General features: G+C 73.2%; 16 protein-coding genes. 11 read left to right on the top strand and 5 right to left on the bottom strand.

Annotated elements, in window-relative coordinates; genetic code table 11:
- Positions 1–145 precede the first annotated feature (145 nt).
- Both ACL02T_RS27600 and ACL02T_RS27595 read right to left on the bottom strand, forming a co-directional pair.
- A complete protein-coding gene (locus tag ACL02T_RS27600) occupies positions 146–1168 on the bottom strand; it encodes a TIGR03617 family F420-dependent LLM class oxidoreductase (protein WP_412833705.1) in 1023 nt (340 codons plus the stop codon).
- A 208-nt stretch (positions 1169–1376) separates the two neighbouring features.
- The gene (locus ACL02T_RS27595; protein ID WP_412833704.1) at positions 1377–1520 is read right to left on the bottom strand and encodes a hypothetical protein; all 144 of its coding nucleotides are present in this window, start codon (positions 1518–1520) and stop codon (positions 1377–1379) included.
- Between the two features lie 200 nt (positions 1521–1720).
- Between ACL02T_RS27595 and ACL02T_RS27590 the strand changes: the two genes are divergently transcribed.
- The 9 genes from ACL02T_RS27590 to ACL02T_RS27550 all read left to right on the top strand — a co-directional run bounded on the left by ACL02T_RS27590 (position 1721) and on the right by ACL02T_RS27550 (position 13269).
- Complete coding sequence (locus tag ACL02T_RS27590) at positions 1721–2896, top strand: acyl-CoA dehydrogenase family protein (RefSeq protein WP_412833703.1); 1176 nt, start codon at positions 1721–1723, stop codon at positions 2894–2896.
- Between the two features lie 72 nt (positions 2897–2968).
- The gene (locus tag ACL02T_RS27585; RefSeq protein WP_412833702.1) at positions 2969–4567 is read left to right on the top strand and encodes an AMP-binding protein; all 1599 of its coding nucleotides are present in this window, start codon (positions 2969–2971) and stop codon (positions 4565–4567) included.
- Positions 4564–6162, top strand: coding sequence for an acyl-CoA carboxylase subunit beta (locus tag ACL02T_RS27580; RefSeq protein WP_412833701.1), 1599 nt, complete (start codon positions 4564–4566; stop codon positions 6160–6162). Before ACL02T_RS27585 ends, ACL02T_RS27580 begins: the two co-directional genes overlap by 4 nt.
- Before the next feature lie 8 nt (positions 6163–6170).
- Positions 6171–8192 (top strand): ATP-binding protein, encoded by a 2022-nt coding sequence (locus tag ACL02T_RS27575; protein ID WP_412833700.1) that lies wholly within the window; start codon positions 6171–6173, stop codon positions 8190–8192.
- Entirely contained in the window at positions 8189–9766 is a 1578-nt protein-coding gene (locus tag ACL02T_RS27570; RefSeq protein ID WP_412833699.1) for a class I adenylate-forming enzyme family protein, read from the top strand. Before ACL02T_RS27575 ends, ACL02T_RS27570 begins: the two co-directional genes overlap by 4 nt.
- Entirely contained in the window at positions 9763–10566 is an 804-nt protein-coding gene (locus tag ACL02T_RS27565) for an enoyl-CoA hydratase/isomerase family protein (RefSeq protein ID WP_412833698.1), read from the top strand. The genes ACL02T_RS27570 and ACL02T_RS27565 overlap by 4 nt, the downstream gene beginning before the upstream one ends.
- Positions 10563–10718, top strand: coding sequence for a hypothetical protein (locus tag ACL02T_RS27560; protein WP_412833697.1), 156 nt, complete (start codon positions 10563–10565; stop codon positions 10716–10718). Before ACL02T_RS27565 ends, ACL02T_RS27560 begins: the two co-directional genes overlap by 4 nt.
- 2 nt (positions 10719–10720) lie before the next feature.
- Positions 10721–11518: a TIGR03084 family metal-binding protein gene (locus ACL02T_RS27555; protein ID WP_412833696.1), complete on the top strand. Its 798-nt coding sequence runs from the start codon at positions 10721–10723 to the stop codon at positions 11516–11518.
- Positions 11515–13269, top strand: a complete 1755-nt coding sequence (locus ACL02T_RS27550) for an acyclic terpene utilization AtuA family protein (protein WP_412833695.1) — start codon at positions 11515–11517, stop codon at positions 13267–13269. The genes ACL02T_RS27555 and ACL02T_RS27550 overlap by 4 nt, the downstream gene beginning before the upstream one ends.
- A gap of 1 nt (position 13270) precedes the next feature.
- On the opposite strand, the gene ACL02T_RS27545 is transcribed toward ACL02T_RS27550, so the two are convergent.
- From ACL02T_RS27545 to ACL02T_RS27535, 3 genes are all read right to left on the bottom strand, one after another.
- Positions 13271–13885: a TetR/AcrR family transcriptional regulator gene (locus ACL02T_RS27545; protein WP_412833694.1), complete on the bottom strand. Its 615-nt coding sequence runs from the start codon at positions 13883–13885 to the stop codon at positions 13271–13273.
- 250 nt (positions 13886–14135) lie between these two features.
- Positions 14136–14678 carry a hypothetical protein gene (locus ACL02T_RS27540; protein WP_412833693.1) on the bottom strand — a complete coding sequence of 181 codons (543 nt, stop codon included), beginning with the start codon at positions 14676–14678 and terminating at the stop codon, positions 14136–14138.
- A 252-nt stretch (positions 14679–14930) separates the two neighbouring features.
- Positions 14931–15758: a LuxR C-terminal-related transcriptional regulator gene (locus ACL02T_RS27535; protein WP_412833692.1), complete on the bottom strand. Its 828-nt coding sequence runs from the start codon at positions 15756–15758 to the stop codon at positions 14931–14933.
- 124 nt (positions 15759–15882) lie between these two features.
- On the opposite strand from ACL02T_RS27535, the gene ACL02T_RS27530 reads away from it, so the two are divergent.
- Together ACL02T_RS27530 and ACL02T_RS27525 are read left to right on the top strand one after the other, a co-directional pair.
- On the top strand, positions 15883–17580 hold the full coding sequence (locus ACL02T_RS27530; protein ID WP_412833691.1) for an AMP-binding protein: 1698 nt from the start codon (positions 15883–15885) through the stop codon (positions 17578–17580).
- 327 nt (positions 17581–17907) lie between these two features.
- Positions 17908–18171, top strand: coding sequence for an OB-fold domain-containing protein (locus ACL02T_RS27525; protein WP_412833776.1), 264 nt, complete (start codon positions 17908–17910; stop codon positions 18169–18171).
- Positions 18172–18175: the final 4 nt, after the last annotated feature.

Below are 18175 nucleotides of genomic sequence, written 5' to 3'. Positions count from 1 at the left end.
GGTGGCGACTCTCGCGCCTCGTCGGATCAGGCCGGCAGGTCACCTCGTCCCCGAGTGACACGGCGAAGCCCCCGCCTGTCGTCCACAGCGCGACGAACGGTCATCATCGACGCCGCCCGGACCGGTGTGGGACCGAGGAGCCGACTCAGGCCGGCTGCGTGCGGGTCCTCTCCGCCACCACGCGGGAGGCCTCCGCGAGCAGCGCGGGATCGACCGGTTCCGCCGGGTAGAGCGCCACCCGGTCGACGAGGTCGCCGAACCGCTCGACCACTGCGGCGCCCACCTCCTTCGGGGTGCCGGACACGGCGACGGCCGCGAACACGTCGTCGTCGACCGCCGCGGCCATCTCCTCCCAGGCCTGAGCCCGGGACAGTCGGTTGAGCCGCTCGTGCAGCTCGCCCCATCCGTGGTGGTCGAGCACTCCGCGGTAGGCGGGCGTGGACGCGTAGAAGGCGATCTGGCGGCGCACCGCGGCCTCGGCACGCGCCAGACTCGGGGCGTCGACGCCCAGCGCGGTGAGCACGGGGAGGCTGACGGTGAACCCGGGGACCCCACCGCGGGCCCGGCGGACGGCGGGGAGGGTCACCTCGCGGAGGTAGTCCGAGGTGGTCAGCGAGTGACACAGCAGCCCGTCGGCGACCCGTCCCGCCACCTCGGTCATCCGCGGGCCGACCGCGGCGAGCAGGATCGGCGGGTTGCCGTGCGGGTTGGGGCCGGGATCGAAGAACTCGGTCATCAGCGTGTGCCGATAGAACTCGCCCGTGAAGGCCAGCCGCTCACCGCCCGCCCATGCCGCCCAGACTGCGCGCACCGCCGCGACGAACTCCTCCATGCGCGCGGCGGGGGCACTCCAGGGCATGGCGAACCGGCGCTCGATGTGCTGCCGGACTTGCGAGCCGAGGCCCAGCTGGAAACGACCCGCCGAGATCAGCTGCAGGTCGTTGGCCAGCGTCGCCACGGATACGGGGTTGCGGGCGAAGGCGACCGCGATGCCCGTCTGCACCGTCAGCCGGGTGGTCGCCCGTGCGGCGAGCGCGGCCGAGACGAACACGTCGTGCCGAATCTCGGGCAGCCCGATGCCGTCGTAACCGGCGGTCTCGGCGGCGACCGCCGCCGCCTCGAACGCCGCCGGATCGGCCCTCGGGTCGCCGATCGCGTCAACCTCCATGCCCGTTCCCTTCCCGGGCTGCGCGGCGTGCGGGGCGCGCAGCTCGTACTCCAGGGCCTTGTCGCGACCCGTCTCCGGCGGGGGACGCCGACACGGGAGGACGGGATGGCGGAACGGTGTCGGTGATCCCGCTCGTCATCACGGTGTTCCTTCGCCGCAACGGTGGCCGGAGTATGGCCGGCAGGCGGATCGCGGTCAAGGAGGTGAGTCAGTCCAGATTCACTACCGGTCGGTGCGGGGTGGCAGGCCGGCAGGCGTGGACCATCTCCGCGAGCGGGTCGGCGAGCCGCTCGGGCGGCAGGCCGCTGCGGAAGCCCAGGGTCGGCCGGATCGCGCCGATCGCTGTGTGCACCGCCCGTCGCAGCTCGCCGTCTGCGAGGTCAGGCCGCCGATCCCGGTCATCGCGAGGGTGGGGAAGCCGCGCAGGGCGGGCGCGGGCGCGGGTACGGGGTCGGGCGGTTCGGGCGACGCCATCTGGCCAGGGCGGCACGCCGTCCGCTATAGTCACTTCTAGTGAATTCAGAATCACCCTGATCGCGAGGTGGAGTCGGCGTGGACTTCGTGGAGAGCGACGAGCACCGCGACCTGCGGAGGGCCGTGGCCGGGATCGCGGCGCCCTTCGGCGGCGCCTACTACGCCGAGCACGCTCGCGCGAACGAACCCTGTACCGAGCTGTGGCACGCGCTCGGCGCCGCCGGGTTCGTCGGGGTCAACGTGCCGGAGGAGTACGGCGGCGGGGGCGGCGGCCTCGTGGAGCTGGCGCTGGTCTGCGAGGAGATCGCGGCGCAGGGCGCGCCGATCCTGTTGCTCCTGGTCTCCGCGGCCATCTCCGCCGAGGTGATCGCCGCGTACGGCGACGACGAACAGCGCAAGGAGTGGCTGCCGAGGCTGGCGAGCGGCCGCACCCGCGTGGTCTTCGCGATCACCGAGCCGGGGGCCGGGTCGAACACCCACCAGCTCGCCACGAACGCCCGCCGCGAGGGCGACGAGTGGGTGGTCAACGGCGAGAAGTACTACATCTCCGGGGTGGACGAGGCCGAGGCCATCCTGCTGGTCGCGCGCACGGGCCGGGACGAGCAGGGCCACAGCAGGCTCTCGCTGTTCCTGGTGCCCACCGACGCACCCGGTCTGCAGCGGACGCGGCTCCCCGTCGACGTCGCGCTCCCGGAGAAGCAGTACACGCTGTACTTCGACGACGTCCGGTTGCCGGCGTCGGCCCTGGTGGGTGACGAAGGACAGGGGTTCCGCCAGGTCTTCCACGGCCTGAACCCCGAGCGGATCACCGGCGCCGCGCTCTGTGTCGGCATCGCCCGCTACGCGCTCGCCCGCGCCGCCCGGTACGCCTCCGAGCGTGAGGTGTGGGGCCGGCCGATCGGCGCGCACCAGGGGGTGGCCCACCCCCTGGCGCAGGCCCGGATCGAGACGGAGCTCGCCGCGCTGATGACCCAGAAGGCGGCGTGGCTGCACGATCACGGGGACGGGGCCGACCGGCAGCACCGGACGGCTGCGGGCGAGGCGGCCAACATGGCGAAGTACGCCGCGGCCGAGGCCGCGCTGCACGCGATCGACGCGGCCATGCAGACCCACGGCGGCAACGGCGTGTCCTCCGAGTTCGGGCTGCTTCCGTACTGGGGGCTGGCCCGGCTGCTCAAGATCGCCCCGGTCAACCGCGAGATGGTGCTCAACTACGTGGCCCAGCACGGCCTCGGCCTGCCGCGGTCCTACTGAGCCGGTCCTACTGAGCCGGCCCTGCCGGGCCGGGGGACGTGCCCGTCCGACGAAGGGTTATCTGGAGGAGCGATGGAGCTCGGGCAGAACCTGATCCAGCGGATCAACCTGGCGGACACGCTGCGCCGCAGCGCCGCCGCCCGTCCCGGCCGGCCGGCGGTCGTCGACGGCGAACGGAGCTGGACCTACGCCGAGCTCGACGGCTGGGTGGACCGTCTGGCGCGCGGGCTCGCCGCCCGCGGCCACGGCCGCGGGGACGTGCTGGCCCTCGCCTCGGGCAACAGCGCAGAGTTCCTGGCGGTCTACTACGCGTGCGCGCGGCTCGGGATCGTGTGCGTCCCGGTCAACCTCGGCTGGCGTCCGGACGAGGTCGCCTACGTGCTCGGCCACTGCGGGGCGCGTGGGCTCGTGGTCGAGTCCCAGCTGGTGGAGACGGTGGGCGAGGCCCTCGACGCCTGCCCTGACGTGGCGGACGTCGTCGTCGCGCCCGGTACCGGCTCGGACTGGAGCCGGCGGGGTGCGGGCCGGTCCTGGTCGACCCTGGCGGAGATCGAGGTCGGCGGCGGAACGGCCGCGGAGCCGGTGGAGGTCCTCGTGGGCGACCGGGACCCGGTGAGCTACCTGTACACCTCCGGCACCACGTCCTTCCCGAAGGGAGTGGTCGGCACCCATCTCGGGGTGTACCTGGAGTCGATGTCGGCGGCCCTGGACAACGGCTGGAGCGCGGCAGACCGGTTCATCGCGATGATGCCGATGTTCCACACGGCACAGCTCAACGCCTTCTGCACGCCCGCGGTCCTCGTCGGCGCCACCCTGTACGTCCAGCGCGGGTTCGAGCCGGCGCGGTTCCTCGACACGATCGAGCGCGAGCGGATCACGCAGGTGTTCGGGCTGCCGATGATGTACCGGGCGGCCCTGGACCACCCCTCGTTCGGCGGGCGGGACCTGTCCTCGCTGCGCCGCGCCACCTACGCGATGGCGCCGATGCCCGAGGCCCAGATCAAGGCGTGCCTGGACGGTTTCCGGTGCGAGTTCTCGCTCCTGTTCGGGCAGACCGAGATGTCGCCGATCACCACGCTCTTCCGCCCCGAACACCAGCTGTCGCACGTCGGGGCCGTCGGCACCCCGCTGACCGGGGTTCAGGTCGGCATCATGGGCCCGGACGGCGAGCTGTTGCCGCGGGGCGAGACCGGCGAGATCGTGTACCGCGGGCCGTCGACCATGCAGGGCTACCTGCGCGATCCGGAGGCGACCGCGACCGCGTTCCGGCACGGCTGGTTCCACTCCGGGGACGTCGGGCGCTTCGGCCCCGACGGGGTGCTGTGGTTCACCGACCGGTCGAAGGACGTCATCAAGACCGGAGGGGAGAACGTGGCCTCGCTGGAGGTCGAACGGGCGGTCTACGACGTCGAGCCGAAGGTGGCCGAGGTCGTGGTCGTCGGCCTGCCGCACGAGCGGTGGAGCGAGGCGATCACCGCGGTCGTGGTGCCGAAGCCGGGCGAGACCGTCGACCCGGAGGCCGTGCGGGTCGCGCTGAAGGACCGGCTCGACGGCTACAAGGTGCCGAAGTCCGTGATCGTCGTCGACGAGCTGCCACGCACGTCCACCGGGAAGATCCAGAAGAACGTCGTCCGCGAACAGCACGCGGCGCACTACGGGAGTGAGCAGTGACGGTCCTGAGGTCCGTGCTCGACGTCTCCTCGGAGACCTACTCGAGCAACCGCAAGTACCAGCTGGAGCTGGTGGACGCGCTGAACGAACAGTTGGAGATCGCGATCGCGGGCGGCGGCGAGCGCTACACCCGGCGCCACCGCGACCGCGGCAAGCTGCCCGTCCGCGAGCGGCTGGAGCTGCTGCTCGATCCGGACAGCCCGTTCCTGGAGCTGTCCGCGCTGGCTGCCTGGGGTACCGAGTTCACGGTCGGGGCCAGCGAGATCACCGGCATCGGCGTGGTCTCCGGGGTGGAGTGCGTGATCATCGCCCATGACCCGACCGTGCGCGGCGGGGCGATGAACCCCTACTCGCTGAAGAAGACGCTGCGCGCGCTGGAGATCGCCAGGGTCAACCGGCTCCCGGTCATCAACCTGGTGGAGTCCGGCGGTGCGGACCTGCCCACCCAGGCCGACCTGTTCGTGCCGGCGGGCCGGATCTTCCACGAGCTCACCGAGCTGTCGTCGCTGGCCATCCCGACGATCGCGCTGGTCTTCGGCAACTCCACGGCGGGCGGGGCCTACGTGCCCGGCATGTGCGACTACGCCGTGCTGGTGGACAAGGGCGCGAAGGTGTTCCTGGGGGGCCCGCCGCTGGTGAAAATGGCCACCGGCGAGGAGTCCGACGACGAGTCCCTCGGCGGCGCGGACATGCACAGCCGGGTGTCGGGGCTGTCGGACTACTTCGCCGTCGACGAGCACGACGCCATCCGCATCGGACGGCGGATCATGGCTCGGATCAACTGGCACAAGCTGGGTCCGGCTCCGGTGCTCGACCCGGCGCCGCCCCGCTACGACCCCGAGGAGATCCTCGGGATCCTGCCGCCGGACACGAAGGTGCCGTTCGACCCGCGCGAGGTTCTGGCCCGCACCGTCGACGGCTCGGACTTCGACGAGTACAAGCCGCTCTACGGCACCTCGCTGGTCACCGGGTGGGCGAGCATCCACGGCTATCCGGTCGGCGTGCTGGCCAACCACCGCGGTGTGCTGTTCAGCGAGGAGGCCAAGAAGGCGTCCGAGTTCATCCTGCTGGCCAACCAGAGCGACACCCCGCTGGTCTTCCTGCAGAACACCACCGGCTACATGGTGGGCGCGGAGTACGAGCAGGGCGGGATCATCAAGGACGGCGCGAAGATGATCAACGCCGTCACCAACAGCACGGTGCCGCACCTGACGATCAACATGGCGTCGTCCTTCGGCGCGGGGAACTACGGCATGTCCGGGCGCGCCTACGATCCCCGGCTGATGTTCGCCTGGCCGGGTGCCAAGCTCGCGGTGATGGGCGCGGCGCAGCTGGCCGGCGTGATGTCCATCGTGGGCCGGGCGTCCGCGGCCTCGCAGGGCAGGCCCTTCGACGAGGAGGCGGACGCGAAGCGCACCCGTGCCATCGAGCAGCAGATCGACGCCGAGTCGCACAGCTTCTTCGTCACCGGCAAGCTCTACGACGACGGCATCGTCGACCCCCGCGACACCCGCACCGTCCTCGGGCTGTCCCTGTCCGCCGTCCACTCGAACCGCGTGCAGGGCCGCCGCGGCTTCGGCGTCTTCCGGATGTGAGCACGAACATGCCGACCACGAGCATCCAGAAACTGCTCATCGCCAACCGCGGCGAGATCGCCGCCCGGGTGATGCGCACGGCGCACGCCCTCGGCATCGCGACCGTCGCCGTGCATTCCGACCCCGACGCCGACGCGGAGTTCGTCCGGCTGGCCGACGAGGCGGTGCGGCTCCCCGGTGCCGCCCCGGCGGACACCTACCTGCGCGCCGACCTGATGATCGCCGCGGCCCGTGCCACCGGTGCGGACGCCGTCCACCCCGGGTACGGGTTCCTGTCGGAGAACGCCGGGTTCGCGCGGGACTGCCTCGCCGCGGGCCTGACCTTCGTCGGACCCTCGCCCGAGGCGATCGCCTCGATGGGCTCCAAGCTCGAGGCGAAGTCGCTGATGGAGGCCGCGGGCGTGCCCGTGCTACCCGGCGCGACGGTCACCGACAGCACCGACCTGGCCGCGGTCGCGGCCAGGATCGGCTTCCCGGTGCTGGTCAAGGCCGCGTTCGGCGGCGGCGGGCGGGGCATGCGCGTCGTCCGGACGCCCGCCGAGCTGACCGACGCCGTCGAGGGCGCCCGCCGCGAGGCCGCGTCGGCGTTCGGCGACGGCACCGTGTTCCTCGAGCGGTTCGTGGTGGACCCGCGCCATGTCGAGGTGCAGATCCTGGGGGACACCCACGGGACCGTGGTGCACCTGTTCGAGCGCGAGTGCTCGATCCAGCGGCGCTACCAGAAGATCGTCGAGGAGTCTCCGTCCCCGGCCGTGGACGACGCGCTGCGGGCCGAGCTGGGTGCGGCCGCCGTGGCCGCGGGCAAGGCGATCGGGTACTCGGGCGCCGGGACCGTCGAGTTCGTGCTGGACCAGGAGGGGAACTTCTTCTTCCTGGAGGTCAACACGCGGCTGCAGGTCGAGCACCCGGTCACCGAGCTGGTCACCGGGCTGGACCTGGTGGAGCTGCAGCTGCGGGTGGCGGAGGGCGAGCGGCTGCCCGAGGAGGTCCTCGACGCGCGGATCAGCGGGCACGCCATCGAGGTGCGGCTCTACGCGGAGTCGGTCACCGCGGGGGAGGACGGTGCGGCGACCTATCTGCCCGCCACCGGAACCCTGCACCGCTTCCGCGTCCCGGAACTGCCCGGCGTGCGGGTGGACTCCGGCGTGGTCGACGGCTCGGTCGTCGGGACGCACTACGACCCGATGCTGGCCAAGGTCATCGCGCACGGGCGCACCCGCACGGACGCCGCCCGCACTCTGGCGCGTGCCCTGCGGGCGGCGCAGGTCCACGGCGTCACCACGAACCGGGACCTGCTCGTCGGGATCCTGCGCGAACCGGAGTTCCTCGCCGGCGGGACGGACACCGGCTACCTGACCCGGCACGACCCGGTGGCGCTGGGGAGCACGGAGGGCGGCGGCGCGCGGCAGGTCGCGGCGGCGGCGCTGGCGGCCCAGGCCCGCAACCGGGCCGAGGCACCGGTGCTGCGCGGACTGCCGTCGGGCTGGCGGAACGTCGGCGGCGCTCCCCAGCAGCTGGGCTACACCCTGGGCGAGCGGACGCTCCAGGTGGAGTACGCGCTGCATCGCCGCACCGGCGGCACCGTCCTGCGGGTCGACGGCGAACCGCTCGGCGAACGGGTGGAGCTGGTGTCCGCGACGCCGGAGGCCGTGGTCCTGGAGGTGGACGGCGTGCGCCGCGGCTACCGAGTGCACCGGGTCGCCTCCGACGTGGACGCCTGGGTCTACGTCGACGGGCCGGACGGCTCGGCGGCCCTGCGCGAGGTGCCGCGCTTCGCCGACCCGAATGCGGCTGCGGCCGCCGGGTCGCTGCTGGCCCCGATGCCGGGCACGGTCGTCCGGGTGCTCGCGGAGCCGGGCGCCACCGTCGAGGCCGGGCGGCCGCTGGTGGTGCTCGAGGCGATGAAGATGGAGCACACCGTCGCCGCACCGGTGGACGGCGTGGTCGCCGAGATCACCGTGACCCAGGGTGAGCAGGTCGACACCGGCCAGGTGCTCGCGGTGGTCGAGGAGGACGGGGACGGGTCATGACCCTTCCCGAGGTCGAGGCCGCCACCGGCACCACTCTGGATGCCCTGTTCCGGCGCTCGGTCCGGATCTTCGCCGACCGGGTGGCCGTGACCTCGGACCAGCCGGGCGAGCCGAGCTGGACCTACGCCGAACTCGGCGATCGGGCGGACCGGGTGGCGGCGGGCCTGCACGCGGCGGGCCTGCGCCGTGGGGACCGGCTGGCCGTGCTGTCGGAGACCCGGCCGGAGTACGTCGCGCTGTACGTGGGGGCGGCGCGGCTCGGGGTCGCGCTGGTCACGCTCAACGTCCGGCTCCACCCGGACGAGCTGACCACGATCGTCGAGCGGACGGCCCCGGTCGCGGTGGTCACCTCGGGGGCGCTCGCGCCCGCCGCGCGTTACGTCCGTGAGCGCTGCGGCATCGTGCAGCACTGGTGGAGCCTGGACCCCGAGGAGGGTTTCGGCTCCTTCGCCGCGCTGTCCGAGACGGGCCTGCCCGTGCCGGAGCCCGCCGCCGAGCCCGGGGACCTGCACAACGTCCTCTACACCTCCGGTACCACCGGCGCGCCGAAGGGGGCGATGGTCACCCAGCAGGCCGCGGCGATCCGCGGGTTGCGGCTGGCGCAGTGGTTCGACCTGGCTCCCGAGGACGGGTTCATCGGGTGGCTGCCGCTGTTCCACTGCGCGGGCGACGAGTCGCTCTACGGCACCCTGCTCACCGGCGGCCGGTACGCCTGCCTGCGCAGGGCCGACGCCGGTCGGATCCTCGACCTCGTCGAACGGGACCGGCTGAGCTGGACACTGCTGCTGCCCGGGGTGATCACCGACGTGCTCGCGGAGCCGGTCGGGTCGCGGGACCTGTCGTCGTTCCGCTTCGCGATCGGCTACGCGAACATGATGCCGACGGTCGTGCGCGAGCTGACCGCCAAGTACGGGATCCGGTTCTGCGACGCGTTCGGCCAGACCGAGACCAGCTACGTCCTCGTCCACGGCTGGAGCGGGCCGGGCGAGGAGCCGCACCTGCGCAAGACGCCGACCCCGCTGGTGGACGTCCGGCTGGTCGACCCCGCGGCGGACGACCCGGACATGGCCGAGACCGCGGTCGGGGTGCCCGGGGAGTGCGTGGTGCGCGGGCCCGGCCTCATGTCGGGCTACCTCGACGACCCCGCCGCGACCGCGGAGACGTTCCGCGGCGGGTGGCTGCACACCGGCGACGTGCTCGTGCGGGCCGAGGACGGCACGTTGTCCTTCGTCGACCGCACCAAGTACCTGATCAAGACCGGCGGGGAGAACGTGTACCCGGCGGAGGTGGAGCAGGCGATCGCCGGGCTGCCCGGTGTGCAGGAGGTGTGCGCGTTCGGGGTGCCCGACCCGCGCTGGGGGGAGACCGTGAAGGTCGTGGTGGTGCCGGCTCCGGGGGAGCGGCCGACCGCGGAGGCGGTGGTGGCGCGGTGCCGGGAGCGGCTGGCCTCGTACAAGCGACCGCACTACGTCGAGTTCCTGAGCGCGGCGGAGCTGCCCCGCAGCACCACCGGCAAGCTGCAGCGCCACGTGCTCGCCGAGCGCGGGGCCCGGCCGACCGAGGAGGTCCGATGACCGCGGCCGAGGTGGGCGGGTCCGCCGAGATCGGGGTGTCCGACGAGGGCCGGGTCCGGGTGCTGAGCATCGAGCGGCGCGCCCGCCGCAACGCGATCGCCCCGTCGACCGTCGCGGCCCTGGAGGCCGCGCTCCGCGCGGCGGCCGACGACCCGCGTGTGGGTGCGGTGGTGTTGTGCGGCGCGGGCGGACACTTCTCCGCGGGCGGCGACGCCGACGCGGTGCTCACCGCGGTCGGGTCCGGGGAGGACACCGCCCTGCTCGCCCTGATGCGTGCCTACCACCGGCTCGTCGTCGAGATCTGGGAGTCGCCGCTGCCCGTCGTCGCCGCGGTGTCCGGCTCCGCCTACGGCGGTGGGCTGAACCTCGCGTTGGCCTGCGACCTGGTCGTGCTCTCGGCCGAGGCCCGGCTGTGTCAGGTGTTCGTCCGCCGCGGGGTGGTGCCGGACGTCGGAGGTGCCTATCTGTTGCCCCGCCTGGTCGGCATGCAGCGGGCCAAGGAACTGATGCTGCTGGCTCCGGTGATCGACGCGGACCGCGCGCTCGAGCTGGGTCTGGCCAACGCCGTCGAGCCGGACCCGGAGGCGGCGCTCGCCCGGGCCCGCGCGCTCGCGGGCGAGATGGCGGAGCTGCCCGCGTACACGGTCGCGCTGACCAAGAAACTGCTGAACCACGGCCTCGATGCCGACCTGCGCGGCGCACTCGAGCTGGAGGCGGTCAGCCAGGCCGCCACGCTGCGCTCGGCCGCCGCCACGGCGGGCTTCGAGGCGATCCGCGCAGGAAGGGGCGCACGGACGTGAGCGTCACCGACGAGGTGGTGGACGGCGTCGCCCGGACGACCATCGATCGGCCCGAGGCGCGCAACGCCCGGTCCAGGGACGTGCGCGAGGGTCCGTGGGAGGGCCCGGCCGCCATCCGGGACGAGCGCACGCCCGTGTGGGAGGGGGAGTAGCGATGCCCGTGTCGATGGCCGCGCTGGCCGAGGACCTCGCCGCGGAGACCGCCGTGCTCCGCGCCCTGCTCGTGGGACTCGACGAGCCGGGCTGGGGCCGGGACACCCCGGCTGCGGGGTGGACGATCGCCGACCAGGTCTCGCACCTGGCGCACTTCGACGACGTGGCGCTGCAGGCGGCCACGGACCCGGAGGCGTTCGTCGCCGCCAGGGCCGGGATCGAGGCGGAGGGCGGCATCGACCCGGACCGCATCGCGGAGTCCTACCGGCACCTGTCCGGGGCGGAGCTGCTCGACCGGTTCGACCGTTCCCGGGCCCGGCTCGTCGAGACCTTCGCCGCGTTCGACCCCGGCACGCGGGTGCCGTGGTTCGGCCCCCCGATGAGCGTGGCCTCGTCGCTGACCGCGCGGATCATGGAGACCTGGGCGCACGGCCAGGACGTCGCGGACACCGTGGGGGTGGAGCGCGCGCCGACCGCGCGACTGCGCCACGTGGCACACATCGGCGTCGGCGCCCGCGCCTACAGCTATGTGGTCAACGGGCTCGAGGCGCCCCGGACCCCCGTCCGGGTGGAGCTGCGGGCCCCCGACGGCTCGACGTGGACGTGGGGTCCCGACGACGCCGCGGGCCGGATCGCCGGCGACGCGCTGGACTTCTGCCTGGCCGTCACCCAGCGCCGCCACCTCGACGACGTGCACCTGACGGCCGACGGCCCGATCGCGCGCGAGTGGATGAGCATCGCGCAGGCCTACGCCGGAGCCGCCGGAACCGGGCGCGCCCCGAGGGGGGTGCGCTCGTGACGACGCGGGCGGTGCGCATCGGCAACTGCTCGGGCTTCTACGGCGACCGGCTGGCCGCCGCGAAGGACATGGTGGACGCCGGGGGCATCGACGTGCTCACCGGCGACTACCTCGCCGAGCTGACCATGCTCATCCTGGCGAAGGCGCAGGCCAAGGACCCGTCGGCGGGCTACGCCAAGACCTTCCTCGCCCAGGTCGAGCAGGTTCTGGCCACCTGCCTGGAGCGCGGCATCCGGATCGTGGCCAACGCGGGCGGGCTCAACCCGGGCGGGCTGGCGGAGGCGATCCGCGAGGTCGCCGCCCGGCAGGGGCTGACCGTCCGGGTGGCCCACGTGGAGGGCGACGACCTGCGGGAGAACCTGTCCGCGATCACGCCCGCGGTGAGCGGCAGGCCGGTCAGTGCCAACGCCTACCTCGGCGGCTGGGGTATCGCCGAGGCGCTCGCGGCGGGGGCGGACGTCGTGGTCACCGGCCGGGTCACCGACGCCTCGCTGGTCGTGGGCCCGGCGGCGTGGTGGCACGGCTGGGCGCGTGACGACTGGGACGCGCTCGCGGGCGCCGTGGTCGCTGGCCACGTGATCGAGTGCGGGCCTCAGGCCACCGGGGGCAACTACTCCTTCCCCGAGGAGATCACCGACCGTCGCTATCCCGGTTTCCCGGTCGCCGAGGTCTCGGCGGACGGCTCGTCGGTGATCACGAAGCCCGCGGACACCGGCGGGCTGGTCTCCGTCGGCACGGTCACCGCGCAGCTGCTCTACGAGATCGCCGCGCCCGCCTACCTCGGCCCGGACTGCACCACGCACTTCGACACCGTCCGGCTCGGCCAGGAGGGGCCCGACCGGGTGTCGATCTCCGGGGTCCGCGGCAGCGCGCCGCCGGAGACCCTCAAGGTGGCGCTCAACGACGTCGGGGGCTACCGCAACACCATGACGCTCGTGCTCACCGGCCTGGACATCGAGGGCAAGGCCGCCCGGGCCGAGGAACTGCTGTTCGACGTCCTCGGCGGGCGGGACCGCTTCGCCGAGGCCGACGTCCGGCTGCTGCGCTTCGACACCCCGGACGCCCCGACCAACGAGCAGGCCACCGCCCACCTGCGGGTCACGGTGAAGCACCAGGACTCCCGGGTGGTCGGCAGGGCCTTCTCCAACGCCACGATGGAGCTCGCGCTGGGCGGTTACGCGGGCTTCCACACCACGACCCCGCCGACCGACGCGTCCGCGTTCGGGATCTACCGGCCTGCCGCGGTACCGCGCACCGCCCTCACCCAGACGGTCGTGCTGCCCGACGGCACCCGCCGCACGATCGCGGACCCGCCCACCGCCGTGGCGGCCGAACCGGTGGCGCCGCCGTCGGCGCCGAGTGCGGTCGCCCCGCCGGAGTCGAGTCCCTCGGGGTCGGCTCCCTCGGGGCCGACGGTGCGGGCGCCGCTCGGGCGGGTCTGCGGGGCACGCAGCGGGGACAAGGGCGGCAACGCCAACATCGGGCTCTGGACCCGCACCGACGCCGGGTACGCCTGGCTGCGCGACCACCTCACCCCCGAGCGGGTCCGTGACCTGCTCGGCCCGGAGGTGGCCGAGCTGGCGGTCGAGGTGTACGAGCTGCCGAACCTGCGGGCGCTCAACGTCGTGGTGCACGGGATCCTCGGCGCCGGAGTCGCGTCCGCCACCCGACCGGACCCGCAGGCGAAGGGACTGGGGGAGTACCTGCGCAGCAAGGTCGTCGAGGTGCCCGAGGACCTGCTGGGGAGCTGACTCACCCGGACTCGAGCGCGACGTGGGCGATCTGTTTCCAGACGCCCAGGTTGCGCTCGAACTCCGGCACCCGGGGCTCGAACGCGTAGGTCAACGCGACACCCCGCATGCTGGTGAGCAGCATCTCGCGCAGCGCCGAGTAGCCGCGCCTCCCGGAGAAGGTGGGGCCGAACAGACCGTCGACGACGGTGCGGATCCGCGCGCCGAGTTCGCGCTCGGCAGGGCGCAGCACGGTGCGGAGGGCCCGGTCGTGCAGGCTCGCCACCCACAGCTCGACCGCGGCCCAGAAGTAGGGCTCCTGGAAGCGCCTCCACATGTGGTCGATGGCCTGGTCGATGCGCAGGGGGTCGTCCTCCGCGGCCGTGACCGCCCCGGCCGCGGACGTCGCCGTCTCGGTGACCCGGATCGACGCCAGGTGCTGCGCCGCGGCGACCAGCAGCGACTCCCGCGAGGGGAAGTGGTGGAGCAGCCCTCCGCGCGAGACCCCGGCGCGCTCCTGGATCTTCACCGTGGAGGCCTCGGCGAAGCCGTCGTCGACCAGGCACTCGAGCGCGGCGTCGAGGATCTGGAGCCGGACCGCTGCCGCCTGTTCACCGCGGGAGCGCGCTACCGGCACCGCGCCCACCCGCCTTCCCGGCCCGTCCCCGACAGTCGGGCCCGACCGTACAGCGGCCCGGGCGGAGGGGGCAGGCGGGGACGGTGCCCTCGCCTCGCGCGTTCGTCACCTCAGGTTCCGCGTTGCAGCGGACCGCTCGACACCGACCGACCTCGGGCCCTCCGCCCGAGAAGTCAGAGCTGACTGCTCCCAGAACGACACGGTGGGACCGGACCGGAGGTTCTCCGATCCCACCGTGTGGTGAGCGTGCTCAGTCGCGGCTGTTGTCGTTGAAGTATCCGGCGTAGACGACCTTGAACTTCGTCAACGGTGCCGTGACGCAGTCGCCTTCGAGCGGCACGAAGCCGTAGGTCCCGGAGAACTTCTCGCCCTGGAAGGCACCCAGCGTGGCGACGAAGTCGTTCCGCACGGTGACCACGCCGTCGGCCGTGGGGATGTGGTGCAGGGCGTAGCCCTTCATCGAGATGTCGGTGCAGGTGCTCGGCCGGTCGACGCCGTACTCGATGTGGTGCTCGATCCGGATCGGGCCGGTGGCCGTGTAGCCGAGCGCATCCCCGAGACAGGTCTCGGTGCCCAGGACCCCCGCGTTGTCCACGCGTCCGGTGCCCGGGGTCAGCGCGGAGAGCCCGGGGGAGACCTGCAGGACCTCCTCGCCGGTGCAGGCGGGGCCCGGCTCGGCGGGGTCGGCCGAGGCCATCGGGGCGACCAGCAGGGACGCGGTGGTGAGGGCTGCTGCGGCGGTCGCACCGACAGCCCACCGCAGACGCAGTCCGGCGTGGCGGAATCTCGACATTGAGAAACTCCTCGTGAACGGCCCTCGGGGAGCAGATCCGGGCGGGCCGGCGAACCCCGGATCGGCGGCCACACTAGGCCGAACGGGCTAATCGGTCAACCCTGACTGTCGGGTGCGGAACCCCCTCGGCAGGCGGAAGCGGGACCGCCGGCCACCCTCACGCGCCGGCACCGCCACGGCCGGACCGGCGGCCGTCGTGGCGCGAGTGTGGGTTCGCGCGGGAGCGGCGGCGCCGTCCCGCTCCGAGGTTCCTCAGAGGAGTCCGTTCCGGCGCGCCGCGTGCACCGCCGCGGTGCGGTTGTGGACGTCGAGTCGGCGCATCGCGCTACGCAGGTAGGCGCGGACGGTCTCGGTGCTCAGCCCGAGGACCTCCGCCGCCTCGCCGTTCGTCATCCCCACGGCCACGAGCTGCAGGACCTCGACCTCACGGGGTGCGAGTCCCGGCCGCTCCGCCGGTTCCGGCACACCCCGACCGGTCGCCGCCCGTAGTGCCTCCGTGAGGTGGGCGAGCCGGTCGCGGGCCGCGCGGTCCCCCACGGTCCGGGTGACGGCCGTCAGCTCGTCGAGGAGGGTGTCGATCCGCCCGCTCTCCCGAGGTCGCGGCGGCGCCGGGAGGAGCGCCTCGATCTCGCGCTCGAGCCGCTCGGCGAAGGCGGCCGCCTTCTCCACCACACCGTCCCCGACCCTGTGGGGGCCGCGGACGGCGCCGTAGAGGACGCCGCGCACGCTGCCGCCCACAGCGAGCGGGACGGCGACGATCGAGGTCAGCCGCTCCTGCTGCACGACGATGGCGTCGAAGTCGTGGGTGATCGTGGGGTTGGTGGCGTAGTCGGGGACGGCGCGCGGCCGACGGGACTGCAGGACCGAGCCGCCGAGGCCCCGGCCGGCGTCCACCCGCAGGCCGAGCAGCGACGTCCCGACGGTGCCCCGGACGTGCCCGATCCGCAGTCGCGGCCCGCCGGGGGCGGTCGACGTGGCACCGCCGAAGACCGTGTGCAGCCCCGTCAGCCGCTGGAGCTGGGGCAGCCGCAGACCGACCAGCCGGTCGACTGCCGCTGTCGAGGTCGTGTCCTCGGGCACCGCTCCTCCTCACCGTCGAGAGACGCACCCGGTCCGCTACCCCCGCGCGGGGGTAGAGCCCGCGGGCTCGACAACGTCATGATCCTCGACGACCACGGCGCCCCCAAGCAGTTCGGAGACGATGATGTCGAGCAGGACGGAGTCCTACCGCGCGGCCCGCGACCTTCTGCAGGACCTGTCGCAGGACTATACGAAGGCGGTCGACGAGTTCGCCTGGCCGGACTTCGGCGAGGAGTTCAACTGGGCGGTCGACTGGTTCGACGCCGTGGCCCGCGGCGTGGACCGCACCGCGCTGTGGATCGTGGAGGAGGACGGCTCGGAGGCCCGGTACTCCTTCGACGAGATGGCGCGCCGGTCCGACCAGGTCGCCGCGCACCTCGCCGCGCAAGGGGTGGCCCGGGGCGACCGTGTGCTGTTGATGCTGAACAACCAGGTCGAGCTGTGGGAGTCCATGCTCGCGGTGATGAAGCTCGGCGGGGTCATCCTGCCGACCACCACCGCGCTGGGGCCCTCGGACCTGGTGGACCGCATCGAGCGCGGCGGGGCGAAGCACGTCCTGGTCAACGCCGCGGACGCCGGCAAGTTCGACGAGGTTCCCGGCGAGTACGGCCGCGTCGCGATCGGGGACGCGCCCGCCGGCTGGACCGCGTACGCCGACGCCTACGACCTCACGGTGCCGCCCGCCGAGCACCCGGGCACCGCGCCGGGCGACCCGCAGCTGCTGTACTTCACCTCCGGCACCACCTCCCGGCCGAAGCTGGTGGAGCACACCCAGGTGTCGTATCCCGTCGGGCACCTGGCCACGTCGTTCTGGGTCGCCGCGAAGCCGGGGGACGTGCACCTGAACATCTCCAGTCCGGGTTGGGCCAAGCACGCGTGGTCGTGCTTCTTCGCCCCGTGGATCGCCGAGGCGACGATCTTCGTCTACAACTACACCCGGTTCGACGCCGGCGAGCTGCTCGAGCAGATCCGGCGGGTCGGGGTGAACACCTTCTGCGCGCCGCCGACGGTCTGGCGGATGCTGATCAAGGCGGATCTGTCCGGTGGGCCGGGCGCGCTGCGGCAGTTGCTGTCGGCGGGGGAGCCGCTGAACCCCGAGGTCATGGAGCAGGTCGAGAAGGCCTGGGGGCTGACCATCCGGGACGGCTACGGGCAGACCGAGCTGCCGCTCGCCGTCGGCAACGTGCCCGGTATGCCGGTCAAGCCGGGGTCGATGGGGCTGCCCCTGCCCGGGGTGCCGATCGTGCTGGTGGACCCGCTCACCGGCGAGCCCGCGGACGAGGGGGAGATCTGCGTGGACCTGTCCCGGCGGCCGATGTCGCTGATGACGGGCTACCAGGGCGACCCGGAGCGCAACGCCGAGGCGATGGCGGGGGGCTACTACCACACCGGGGACGTCGCCTCCCGCGACGAGGACGGGTACATCTTCTACATCGGACGGACCGACGACGTGTTCAAGGCGTCGGACTACAAGATCTCGCCGTTCGAGCTGGAGAGCGTGCTCATCGAGCACCCCGCCGTCGCCGAGGCCGCCGTGGTCCCGGCGCCGGACGAGGTGCGCCTCGCCGTGCCGAAGGCCTACATCGCGCTCGCCGCGGGGTACGAGCCCTCGCGGGAGACCGCGTTCGAGATCCTCAAGCACGCCCGCGAGAAGCTCGCGCCCTACCAGCGGGTCCGTCGCGTCGAGTTCTTCGAGCTGCCCAAGACGATCTCCGGCAAGATCCGACGGGTGGACCTGCGCGGCCGCGAGGAGCAGGCCGTCGCGGGGCAGGCGCAGGTCACCGAGTACCGCGACGACCAGTTCCCGGAGCTGAAGGGCTGAAGGGGACCGGGGAGACGGGAGACGACACGGCGCTGCGATCGAGAAACCGAGGGCCGCGGGGACACATCCCGACCGGCTCGCCCGAGCCCGTGCGCGGGGACGCAGCCGTGGCCCCGGACGTGTCGCGCCGTGCGACAACCCGGGCGCCACGGGCTTCCTACCGTCGGGCAGGACCGGAGAGCCCGCGGAGGTCTCGCCCGACCCTCGCGAACGGGAGCCGTGGCCACATGAGGTCAGCAGTGGTGTTCGACGCCGTGTCCCGGGCGCTGCGCGAGGCCGGGATCCGGAAGCAGGAGCTCGGCCTGTCGGTGACCGCCCCGGACCTGGCTGGAACTGCCACCCGAGGGCGCGATCGAGGCGTTCACGGCGGCCGGGCGCGGCTTCCGTGGCGGCCCCACCCCGCCCCACGCCATCGCGGGGATCCGGCTCGACGGCGCGTCCACACTGCTCATGCACTACGTCGGCGACCTGGACCTCGGCGACCCGAACACGGTCCGCGCGCAGATCGGGCCGGGTACGCGGGTACGGGCGGTGTGGGCGCCGGAGCGCACCGGCCAGATCCTCGACATCGCCCATTTCGAGAAGGCGTGACCGC

The sequence above is a fragment of the Pseudonocardia oceanicola genome, assembly GCF_047200735.1.
Taxonomy (GTDB): domain Bacteria; phylum Actinomycetota; class Actinomycetes; order Mycobacteriales; family Pseudonocardiaceae; genus Pseudonocardia.
Note: the sequence above shows the minus strand (reverse complement) of the source record. Positions and strands in the feature narration are given on the sequence as shown.